The 10,145-nt window shown below is 62.7% G+C and carries 13 protein-coding genes; 7 read left to right on the top strand and 6 right to left on the bottom strand.

What is annotated here, in order from left to right; genetic code table 11:
* Nucleotides 1-33: 33 nt before the first annotated feature.
* Nucleotides 34-705: a GntR family transcriptional regulator gene (locus tag NKJ28_RS19575; protein WP_352593622.1), complete on the top strand. Its 672-nt coding sequence runs from the start codon at nucleotides 34-36 to the stop codon at nucleotides 703-705.
* 196 nt (nucleotides 706-901) lie between these two features.
* The gene (gene dusA / locus NKJ28_RS19570; RefSeq protein WP_352568656.1) at nucleotides 902-1,894 is read left to right on the top strand and encodes a tRNA dihydrouridine(20/20a) synthase DusA; all 993 of its coding nucleotides are present in this window, start codon (nucleotides 902-904) and stop codon (nucleotides 1,892-1,894) included.
* Between the two features lie 8 nt (nucleotides 1,895-1,902).
* Here dusA and NKJ28_RS19565 read toward each other — a convergent pair whose 3' ends face one another.
* Nucleotides 1,903-2,607: a TIGR02281 family clan AA aspartic protease gene (locus tag NKJ28_RS19565; protein WP_023674999.1), complete on the bottom strand. Its 705-nt coding sequence runs from the start codon at nucleotides 2,605-2,607 to the stop codon at nucleotides 1,903-1,905.
* A 13-nt stretch (nucleotides 2,608-2,620) separates the two neighbouring features.
* Complete coding sequence (locus NKJ28_RS19560; RefSeq protein ID WP_031193575.1) at nucleotides 2,621-2,854, bottom strand: DUF1289 domain-containing protein; 234 nt, start codon at nucleotides 2,852-2,854, stop codon at nucleotides 2,621-2,623.
* A gap of 197 nt (nucleotides 2,855-3,051) precedes the next feature.
* Here NKJ28_RS19560 and NKJ28_RS19555 point away from each other — a divergent pair, with 197 nt between their 5' ends.
* Complete coding sequence (locus NKJ28_RS19555; protein ID WP_023675001.1) at nucleotides 3,052-4,050, top strand: nicotinate-nucleotide--dimethylbenzimidazole phosphoribosyltransferase; 999 nt, start codon at nucleotides 3,052-3,054, stop codon at nucleotides 4,048-4,050.
* Nucleotides 4,051-4,054: 4 nt separating this feature from the next.
* Here NKJ28_RS19555 and NKJ28_RS19550 read toward each other — a convergent pair whose 3' ends face one another.
* On the bottom strand, nucleotides 4,055-5,569 hold the full coding sequence (locus tag NKJ28_RS19550; RefSeq protein ID WP_352636734.1) for a sensor histidine kinase: 1,515 nt from the start codon (nucleotides 5,567-5,569) through the stop codon (nucleotides 4,055-4,057).
* A gap of 75 nt (nucleotides 5,570-5,644) precedes the next feature.
* Here NKJ28_RS19550 and NKJ28_RS19545 point away from each other — a divergent pair, with 75 nt between their 5' ends.
* From NKJ28_RS19545 to NKJ28_RS19530, 4 genes are all read left to right on the top strand, one after another.
* A complete protein-coding gene (locus NKJ28_RS19545) occupies nucleotides 5,645-6,268 on the top strand; it encodes a thermonuclease family protein (RefSeq protein ID WP_352636733.1) in 624 nt (207 codons plus the stop codon).
* A 41-nt stretch (nucleotides 6,269-6,309) separates the two neighbouring features.
* On the top strand, nucleotides 6,310-6,921 hold the full coding sequence (locus NKJ28_RS19540) for a glutathione S-transferase (RefSeq protein ID WP_352466226.1): 612 nt from the start codon (nucleotides 6,310-6,312) through the stop codon (nucleotides 6,919-6,921).
* Nucleotides 6,922-6,934: 13 nt separating this feature from the next.
* On the top strand, nucleotides 6,935-7,552 hold the full coding sequence (locus NKJ28_RS19535) for a uracil-DNA glycosylase family protein (RefSeq protein ID WP_502898253.1): 618 nt from the start codon (nucleotides 6,935-6,937) through the stop codon (nucleotides 7,550-7,552).
* 201 nt (nucleotides 7,553-7,753) lie between these two features.
* On the top strand, nucleotides 7,754-8,245 hold the full coding sequence (locus NKJ28_RS19530) for an Lrp/AsnC family transcriptional regulator (RefSeq protein ID WP_023675006.1): 492 nt from the start codon (nucleotides 7,754-7,756) through the stop codon (nucleotides 8,243-8,245).
* Between the two features lie 11 nt (nucleotides 8,246-8,256).
* On the opposite strand, the gene NKJ28_RS19525 is transcribed toward NKJ28_RS19530, so the two are convergent.
* The 3 genes from NKJ28_RS19525 to NKJ28_RS19515 all read right to left on the bottom strand — a co-directional run bounded on the left by NKJ28_RS19525 (nucleotide 8,257) and on the right by NKJ28_RS19515 (nucleotide 10,137).
* Nucleotides 8,257-8,829, bottom strand: a complete 573-nt coding sequence (locus NKJ28_RS19525) for a DUF3299 domain-containing protein (protein ID WP_352636732.1) — start codon at nucleotides 8,827-8,829, stop codon at nucleotides 8,257-8,259.
* 62 nt (nucleotides 8,830-8,891) lie between these two features.
* Nucleotides 8,892-9,473, bottom strand: a complete 582-nt coding sequence (locus tag NKJ28_RS19520; RefSeq protein ID WP_352636731.1) for a GNAT family N-acetyltransferase — start codon at nucleotides 9,471-9,473, stop codon at nucleotides 8,892-8,894.
* Complete coding sequence (locus NKJ28_RS19515) at nucleotides 9,433-10,137, bottom strand: DNA alkylation repair protein (protein ID WP_352636730.1); 705 nt, start codon at nucleotides 10,135-10,137, stop codon at nucleotides 9,433-9,435. Before NKJ28_RS19515 ends, NKJ28_RS19520 begins: the two co-directional genes overlap by 41 nt.
* Nucleotides 10,138-10,145: the final 8 nt, after the last annotated feature.

Raw genomic sequence — 10,145 nt, 5'->3', positions numbered from 1 at the left:
TGTTTTGTGGCCGGATCGGGGTAGGGAGAGAAAATGTCAGGCGATACGCTGCGGATCGACCGCTCTGCCAAGACGCTGAGGACGCTGGCGCTGGAGCGCATGCGTGAAGCGATCATGGGCTTCTATTTCCAGCCTGGTGAAAGGCTGGTCGAGCGGCCTCTATGCGATCAGCTCGGGGTGAGCCGTTCCGTCGTGCGCGAGGTCCTGCGGCAGCTGGAGGCGGAAGGCCTGGTGCAGATGATACCGGGCCACGGACCCGCCGTGGCCAAGCCGGATCTCGGCCGCACCGACGAAATCTATGAATTGCGGGCGCTGCTCGAGGGCATCGCGGCGCGGGCTTGCGCCCTAACGGCCACGGACGCGCAGATCGCTTTGCTCGATGCCGCCTTGAGGAACCTGCTTGAGGCGTGGGCGTCCGGTGCGCCTGTCGAGGTGATGCGGGCAACGACCAAGTTCTACGAAACGCTGTTCGAGGCGGCGGACAAGCGCATTGCCTGGGAAATCGTGACGGGGCTGAATGTCCGCATCAACCAGCTCCGCTCAATGACGATCGCGTCGGAGAACCGCCGCGAGCCGGCGATCGCCGAAATGACCGAAATCATGGATGCAATCCGGTCGCGCAAGCCGGACGAGGCGGAGGCGGCGGCGCGGCGGCATGTCGAATCCGCGTGGCAGATCGCCCGCAACACGCTTCGCCTTGGCTGACTGGTATGCCGCCGGCGGTCCATCGTTCCACGGCAGGCATCTAACTGGTGCGTACAGTGACATGTGTGACATGCCAATTTGCTTTCAGTTGCGGCGGCAAAATCGTATATCGGGTCAGTTAGGTGTGCATCTCTTGCCAAATTGCTCTGTCATTCGAACGGAGTATCGGACGGACTGAGACAGAAAAAATAGTAAAATGAATATGTTACGCCACAAAGTTGCCGTGGCGCCGATGATGGACTGGACGGACCGGCACTGCCGGTTCTTCCATCGCCAGCTGACGCGCGAGGCGCTGCTCTATACCGAGATGGTGGTGGCCGATGCGGTCATCCACGGCGCACGCGAGCGGCTGCTCGGCTTCGACGACAGCGAACATCCGGTTGCGCTGCAACTCGGCGGCGCCGATCCGGGAAAGCTGGCCGAGGCGGCGCGCATCGGCGAAACCTTCGGCTATGATGAAATCAACCTCAATGTCGGCTGCCCGTCCGACCGCGTCCAGTCGGGCACCTTCGGCGCCTGCCTGATGAAGACGCCCGTGCTCGTCGCGGATTGCGTCGCGGCAATGAAGGCGGCGGTGAAAATACCGGTTACCGTCAAGTGCCGCATCGGCGTCGATGAGCAGGATCCGGAACCGGCACTCGATGCGTTGGCCGATGCTGTTTTCGCGGCCGGCGCCGACGCGCTGTGGGTGCACGCCCGCAAGGCCTGGCTGGAAGGACTGAGCCCAAAGGAAAATCGTGACATCCCACCGCTCGACTATGACCGCGTCTATCGGCTGAAAGCCAGAAAACAAAACAAATTCATCGGCATCAACGGTGGCATTCAATATCTCGCAGAGGCGCTGACGCATCTCGACCATGTCGATGGCGCCATGCTCGGCCGCGCCGCCTATCACACGCCAGGGATACTGACCGGCATCGATGCCGCGTTTTACGGCAGCACAGCTGAGTCGTTCGATTTTGCCGCACTGATCGATGCCATGGCGGATTACGCGTCACGCCATATCGAGCAGGGCGGACGGCTCGGGCATGTCACCCGGCACATGGTCGGGCTGTTTCACGGCCTGCCCGGTGCACGCCGCTATCGGCAGATCCTGTCCACCGAGGCGACAAAGCCCGGTGCCGGACCGGAGGTGATCAAGACGGCTTTCGCAGAGGTCGATTTCGGCCGGACCGCAGAGGCGGCCTGAGGAAAAACTTAATCCCGCAAAATCATGCGATCGCCGCGTACGTCGAAACCCGATAGCGAGCCGATGAAATTCATACCGAGAAGGCTCTGGCCGAGCGTGCCTGGTGCGGCGATCATGATGGGCATGTCCTTGCGCACGATGCCGCCGATCGACAGTTCGTCGGTTCGCACCGCCGCCGCGCGTGTCATGCCGTTGGCGGTAGAGATCGGTATGGTGAAGCGGAGAGCCGCCGAATTGAACCCGACCGCCAGCGCGTCCTCGGCGGTCAGAACGGTGCTGGTCGCGCCGGTATCGACAACCGTCAGGATCGGCGTGCCGTTGATCGTGACGCGCGCTTCGAAATGGCCGCTGCCGGCCTTGTCCAGGGTGACTGTGGCATGGCCTTCTTCCACGCCCAGCGCCAGCGGACTGCCGGGAACAAGGCCGGCGGTGACGCGGCTGGCGAAATCCTGCAACTCATAGCGGTACTGATAGCCGGCGATCAGCGCCAGCACGATGGCACCCCAGGCGCCGAGGCTGCGGGCCATGGTGCCCAACGGCCTGCCCGATCTGACCAGGCCGGCGCCGACGAGTGCCGCTAAGGCGCCAAGCCAGATCAACTGGCTGAAATCGTAATTCTCGATGCCGAACGTACTGCCGGCGGAATCGTTGAGCATGAGCAGGAGCACACCCGCCCCGATCGCGACGATCAGAATCCACAACAGTCGGTTCATCTCTGCGGCCGGTTCACGAGAGGGCGTCGCGTTCGCGTGCCATGCGGCTGCGACGGGTTTCCCGGCGGGGGCGTCGCTCGACCGTTTCCAGCCTTGCCGGCAGCTCGGCCATGACGCTGCGGCGGGTTTGCGGGGTCATGTCGATCCAGGCGGCGATTTCCTCGCGCGTGCGCCCGCAACCGAAACAGAAGCCGGTTTTCATGTCGATCGAGCAGACCAGGATGCACGGGGATTCAATGGCCGTCATAAGGATTTCCTTGGCTAGCCTCCACATGGTGCAACGACAAAGTCAATGCAAGCCCTCCGGGAAGCGCCGCCAACGAATGCTTTCGCGTCAATACCGCCAAGTTGTACCAGGCCTGGAGGTTGTGCCGGCTTGAGGTTGTGCCGGCTGGCCAAGGCGGCTATGCCGCTCACCAATCCACACGGACGATTGCCATCGACATGACCAGCGCGCTGCCTTTCGACGATTTTCGCGACCTCCTGGTGAGCCTGCCGCCGGGAGATATGGCGGCCAAGGCCCGCGTGCGCCAGTTGTTTGCCAAGGCAGACAAGCCCAAAGGCTCGCTTGGCCGCATCGAGGACATCGCCGCCTGGCTTGCCGGGTGGAGCGGCCGCGCGCCGCCGGCGGTGACGCGGCCATTGGTGGCGATCTTTGCCGGCAATCATGGCGTCACCCGCCACGGCATTTCGCCGCGCCCCGCCGCCGCCACGGCAAATGCAGTCGAGCTCTGCGCCGCCGGCGGTGCAGCGATCAACCAGATCTGCATCGCCAACGATCTCGGCTTGAAGGTGTTCGATCTGGCCCTGCACATTCCGACAGCCGACATTACGGAGGATGCGGCACTGGACGAGCGCGGTTGTGCCGCTACCATGGCCTTCGGCATGGAAGCGATTGCCGGCGGTACCGACCTGCTTTGCCTTGGCGACCTCGGCGTCGGCAATTCGACTGTCGCCGCGGCCCTTTGCACGGCACTGTTCGGCGGCACCAGCGCCGACTGGGTCGGCCCTGGATCAGGGGCGGACGCGGCGATGCAGAGGCGCAAGGCGGAGGTGGTCGATGCCGCGGTCGCGTTTCACGGCGCGAGCCTCAAGGACCCGCTGGAAGCGCTGCGCCGGGTCGGCGGGCGGGAATTCGCCGCGATCTGCGGCGCCATTCTGGCGGCGCGGATGCAGAAGATCCCGGTGCTGCTCGATGGGTTTGCGGTGACTGCGGCCGCTGGTGTCCTACATACCGCCAACCCCGCCGCGCTCGATCATTGTCTCCTCGCAAGCCTGTCGCCAGAGTCTGGTCATGCCAAGGCCGCCGAGCGCCTCGGCCTTCGCCCGCTGCTCGATCTGGGCGTCAGTCAAGGCGAGGGGGTAGGGGCGGCGCTTGCCGCCGGCCTGGTCAAGGCGGCCGCGCTGACCAGCTCCGGCATGGCAGCCGCGGTCCGCGGTTAAGCATTCAGCGCCGGCGCGAGGCAACCGCCTTGGTCGGCAGCGCCGGCAGTTCCTCCATCACCCGGCTCAGCGGGAAGATGGCGATCGCCTCGGTGCCTTCGCGCAGCCTGGAATGGAGCTGGAATTCGCCGCCATGCATGGCCAGCAGGCCTTGCACGATCGGCAGGCCAAGCCCGGTGCCCTGTTCGGCGCTCTTGATGGCGATCGAGCCCTGGCCGAAGGCCGAAAGCACGATCGGAATCTCGTCTTCCGGTATGCCCGGCCCATTGTCCTTGACGGAGAGATATTGCCCGCCGCCCGCCGTCCAGCCGACGCGCACGCGGATTTCGCCGCCGGTGGCGGTGAACTTGATGGCATTGGACAACAGGTTGAGCGCAATCTGCCGCACCGCGCGTTCGTCGGCGAACAAGCGCGGCAAGGCGTTTTCGAAATCCTGGACGATGCGGATGTCCTTGTTGCGCGCCTTCAGCTCCATCATGTGGCAGCAATCCTCGACGACGGAGAGCAGCATCATCGGCTCCTCGTTGAGCTGGTAGCGGCCCGCTTCGATGCGCGACAGATCGAGAATTTCGTTGATCAGGTCGAGCAGATGCTGTCCGGAGTCGTGCACGTCACGGGCATAGTCGCGATAAGTCGGGTTGCTCATCGGGCCGAGCACCTCGTTGGCCATCACTTCGGAAAAGCCGAGAATGGCGTTGAGCGGTGTGCGCAGTTCGTGGCTCATCGAGGCTAGGAAACGCGATTTCGCCAGATTGGCGTCTTCCGCCCGCCGCCGTGCCTCGTCCGACATCGATTTCGCCGTCTCAAGTTCGGCGATCAGCGCATCTTTTTCGGAGCGGAACGACAGCAGCATCAGCGAGGAACGGTTGAGCTGGCGCGCCACATAGGCGAAGAAAGGCAACGAGGCGATCAGCAAGCCTGCCATGATCGCCTCGACCGGCATCCATAATTTCGCACTGGCATAAGCATAGATGGCGACCGGGAGGGCGAAGGTCGCCAACAGCGCACCGCGCAGGGACGAGGCCAGGATAGCGGTTGCCGACATGGCGAGCAGCAGCACCACCGCCTTGGCGACCTGGAACTGATCCATTTGGCAAGTTTCGCAGCCGAGCCATGCGAACCAAGCCCAGCCAAGCCCGCACAGAAAATGGCCGATCAGGAAATCCCTATGCGTTTCCAGCGGGTTGAGTTCGGACGCTCGCGTGACGCGTCTGGCCATGAATGCAACGATGGTATAGCAGATGAATGTGAACAGCGCCCAGACGCCGATCTCCTTGCCGATGCCCGCGAGCAAGCCTGCCGCGGCCGTTGCCAGAACGAGCAGCGGGATAACGATCACGCCGCCGGTCATCGAAAGCGCGTGGAGCTTCAACAGCTCGCGGTCGAAGTCGGGATTTCCGGCTTGCTGCGAAAGACGGTCGCGCGTCTTGCGCACCGCGCGCGCGACATCGCTGTTGCGATGGCGTTTTCTGCGGTCCACAATAAACTTGTCCGCCGTGGTCGAGCGTTGCAGGGGCATGAAGTCTTCAATTTACGCGGGCAGCAATTTCAAATCGTTAAGCTACGTTCGAATGATTAACCAACGGTTTGCCATATGAGCCGTTCGTGGTCGCGATGGCCGTGCCAGCGATACTATGCGCCGCGTCCGCGAAGCCTGTGGCGCCGACTAATGGACTATGGGCTGACACTCATCGTGCTCGGCCTGGCGATCCTCCTGGCGGCGCGCCTCGACCGGGTGGAGACGCGCAAGACGGAGGGCGCGGCCACCGTCAATGACGGCGATAGCATCACGCTCGGCGGCGAGCGTATCCGCATGCGTGGCATCGACGCGCCGGAATATTCGCAGATCTGTCGCAAGGACGGTGCCGACTATCCTTGCGGCAAGCTCGCGCGGCAGTCCCTGGTGCGGTTGATCGCCGGCAAAGCCGTCTCCTGCAGCGGCTGGCAGCGCGACCGCTACAGCAGGCTGCTCGGCGACTGCAAGGCCGGCGGCAAGGATCTCAACCGCGCACAGGTCGAGGCCGGCTGGGCGGTCGCCTTTGGCGATTTCGAGACCGAGGAAGCTGCTGCGCGCGCGGGCAAAGCCGGCATCTGGGGCGGAACTTTCGACGAGCCGAAGAACTGGCGCGAGAGCCACGGCCACGAGCTGGTCGAAAGAAAGCACGGCACCTTGGCGTCGATCGGCGATGCCTTGCGTGAAATTTTTCGCTTCTGGTGAGTTGTGCCTATAGTTCGTCGGGACGGACGAGGAGGATAGAGATGAAGCTGTTCGACGGCGGGCGCGCGCCCAATCCACGTCGGGTTCGGATTTTTTTGGCCGAAAAGGGACTTCAGGTTCCGCTGGTGCCCGTCGACATGGGCGCGCTGGAGCACAAAGAGCAGCCGGTCAGCTCGCGCAATCCGCTGAAGCGTCTGCCGGTGCTCGAGCTCGACGATGGCACCATCATCACCGAATCCGTCGCAATCTGTCGTTACTTCGAGGAACTGCACCCCGAGCCGGCTTTGTTCGGGCGTGGCGCGCTCGGCAAGGCAATCGTCGAGATGTGGCAAAGACGTGTGGAGTTCAATCTGTTCGGCTGCGTCGCCGCGGCGTTCCGGCACATCCACCCCGCAATGAGGGAATGGGAGATCCCGCAAATCCCCGAATGGGGCGAGGCCAACAAGCCGAAGGCGATCGAATTCCTGAGATTTCTGGACACTGAGCTCGCCGGCAGGGAATTCGTCGCCGGCGATGCGTATTCGATCGCCGACATCACCGGGCTGGTCGCCATCGACTTTATGAAGCCGGCTCGCATCAAGGTACCCGAAGAGTGCACCAACGTGCTGCGCTGGTATCGGGAAATCTCCAGCCGGCCGAGTGCCGCCGCCTGACAACGAGTTCCGAATGAGCAAAGAGCTGGAAGCCTTGGCGGCGCGGGTACGCGCCTGCCGCATCTGCGTCGATAAGCCGGCCGGCAGGCCGTTGCCGCACCAGCCGCGTCCGGTGCTCAGGCCATCGTCGAGTGCGCGTATCCTGATCGCCAGCCAGGCGCCGGGTACCAAGGTTCACATCACAGGCATGCCGTTCACCGACGCCTCCGGCGACCGGCTGCGAAGCTGGCTGGGCGTCGGCAGCGAGGAATTCTATGACACGGACAAGTTTGCCATCGTGCCGATGGGCTTTTGCTTTCCCGGTCAGGACGCCAAGGGCGCCGACCTGCCGCCGCGCCGCGAATGTGCGCCGGCCTGGCGCACATCGCTGATGGCGCTGATGCCGCAAGTCGATATGGTGCTGACGATCGGCATCTACGCGCAAAGCTGGCATATGGGCGCGGCGCGCCGTCCCTCGCTGACGGAAACGGTCATGGATTGGCGTGCCATCTGGGCGGCGGCAACCGACCCGAAAGTCCTGCCGCTGCCGCACCCGTCCTGGCGCAACACCGGCTGGCTGAAGCGCAATCCATGGTTTGAAATGGATTTGCTGCCCTTTCTGAGATCGGAAATCCGCTATCGCCTCGGCTAGGCATTCAGCAAGAAATCACTCGCTTTCGCACTATGCGGCAGAATTTCTTTCTTGTAATAGGCTCGAGCAAGAGGGAATATGGTAATCCATTCCTCGAAGCGCGTCGCGCATGAGGGGACGCGCGTTAAATTCTTGTTTTTATGCATGTCGTTGTGCCAAGGCCGTTGCGCACTTGGACGACTTGCATCAGGGGAGCACCCAATGGACCGCCTTGATAGAAAAATTCTCCGCCTCCTGCAGGAGGATGCGACGCTTGCAGTCGCCGACGTCGCCAAGAAGGTCGGCCTGTCGACGACGCCGTGCTGGCGGCGCATCCAGAAGCTCGAGGAGGAGGGCGTCATAAAGCGGCGCGTCGCCATCCTCGATCATGAAAAGGTCAATGTGCGGGTCACGGTGTTCGTCTCGATCCGCACCAATTCGCACAGCCATGAATGGCTGCGGCGCTTTTCGGAGGTCATCCAGGAATTCCCGGAAGTGGTCGAATTCTATCGCATGAGCGGCGACGTCGACTATCTCTTGCGCGTCGTGGTGCCCGATATCGCCGCCTATGATGCCTTCTACAAGCGGCTGATCGCCAAGATCGAGATCCGCGACGTGTCGTCTTCCTTCGCCATGGAGCAGATCAAATACACGACCGAGATGCCGCTGGATTACATGATGCTCGACAAGGAGTCCGGCGCGAACGCCGCCTGAGATTCTTCTGTTTAGTTCTTCTTTTTGTTGAGGAAACTCCAGGGCGAGTTGACCGGCAGCGTGATCGTGTCCGGCACGGTGTCGACATTGACCACCTCGGCCTTGCGCACGGTGTAGCCCGACTGGATGACGCTGACGCCGTCAAGGATGAAAAGCTGGCTCTTCTCCATGCCCGGCCGTAATGCGCCGGTCACCGAAACCGGCTGGTAGGTCTCGGACATCCTGTAAGGGTGTGCAGGCGTGACGAGGACGATCTGGTTGGGCGGCGGCGTCGGCATGTGGCTGCAGGCTCCCGTCCACGGCACCAGCAGGAATTGGTAGACGAGATCACCATCGCGGTCGACCGGCAGCGCATAGCCTGCGAGTTGCACGGTCTTGTCCTGCAAGTCGAGTGAGAGCGTCTCGCCACGATCCGGCATTTTGGCCGCGATCATTGGCAGTCCGACGCTTTCGGCGGCTGCCTGGGTCGCCGGGCGCAGATCCTTCCAGAAAATATGCATGGTTCCGGCGGAAGCGCTTGCCGCGATCGCGGACGCCAACAAGGCAGTTGCCATGATCGTGCCTGATTTAAAACGGTTGCTCATCGCTGCTCCGCCGTTGAGCCTTGATCTGCGGACATCAAGTAAAGCTGCCGCTGCCTCACAGGTCAACGTTCAAGCCGCATCACATGCCGGCGCGAGCCGGTCATGCCGATCTCGCGAAAGCCGCGGGCGGCGAACATGTCGCGAAAACCCATGAAGCTGTAGCTCGGCGACGCCTGGTCGACGGAATAGGCTTCGATCGTCCTGGCGCCTTTGGCAAAGGCGTGATCGATGGCCGCGTTGAGCAATGCGCTTGCCAGCCCGCCGCCGCGCAGCGCTTTCGGTACATAGAAGCAGACGATCGACCAGATGCCCATCTCGCTATCGTCCTGCTGCCGCGACAGCCTGCGATAGGTCTCGCGCGGCGCAATCGAGCACCAGCCGACGGTCCGGCCATCGATCTGGGCGACAATGCCGACCGGCGTGCCGGCGTCGATCAGCGTCATCATCGCGCGTTTCTTCTCGTCGTTCTCGACATGCTCGCGGCGGTCGAGATTGCGCCAAGCCATACACCAGCAGTATTTCGGCCCGCCGGGTTGCTCGAACAGGTTTTCGAAATCGGCGCGCGTCGATTGCGTCACCTCCGTGAAGCGCACTTCGCTCAGGTCAGGCTTTTCTGGCGGCGAGCCGCTCGAGCGTCTTGGCATCGGAAAGTTCCTTCACGGCGTCCTTGCCGATCCAGCGTGCGGTCCTGTCTGTCGAGGCCGCCAGTTTTAGCGCCACGGCAAGGGCAAGGCCGTGCAAATTCATCGATCGCTTGCCGATCGAACGAAGCGCCCAGTTCACGGCCTTCTTCACAAAATTGCGGCCGTCGGTCGCATGCGCTTCGATGATCGGCAGGAATTCGAGGAAGGTCGTCTCGGGTTCCTTCTTCCGGTGAACCACCGACCAGGCCATCATCGCAAAAGCCGTGCGCCGAACGAATTCCCGTTCGTCGACCGCGAATTCGGCGATCAATTCCCTCCAGCAATCCGTATCGACAAAGAGATCGGAGACCCCATCGACGATATCCCAGGAATCGAAAGTCGCCGCCCATCGTCTTGCATCCGCGGCGGAGAACCGCTCCGGATCGGCTGTCACGGAAGCGATGAACTGCGCCTCCATGATGCCTGTCTGCCAAAGCTCGAAGGCACGCTCATGGTTGCGCCTGATTTTCTTGGCAATCTGCCGCTGCACGCCATGCGAGATACCTAGCGCACGTTCGATCTTGATGCCGTAGCGCAGCATGCCAAGTCGATTTTCCTCCGAGGCGATCGAGCGCAGATGAGCGACAATTTCATCGGCGCTGGATTGAGGCGAAAGCTCGGCCACGGTGAAAT

Source organism: Mesorhizobium sp. M0145, assembly GCF_040322355.1.
GTDB lineage: Bacteria > Pseudomonadota > Alphaproteobacteria > Rhizobiales > Rhizobiaceae > Mesorhizobium.
This window is presented reverse-complemented; position numbering and strand designations above follow the sequence as displayed.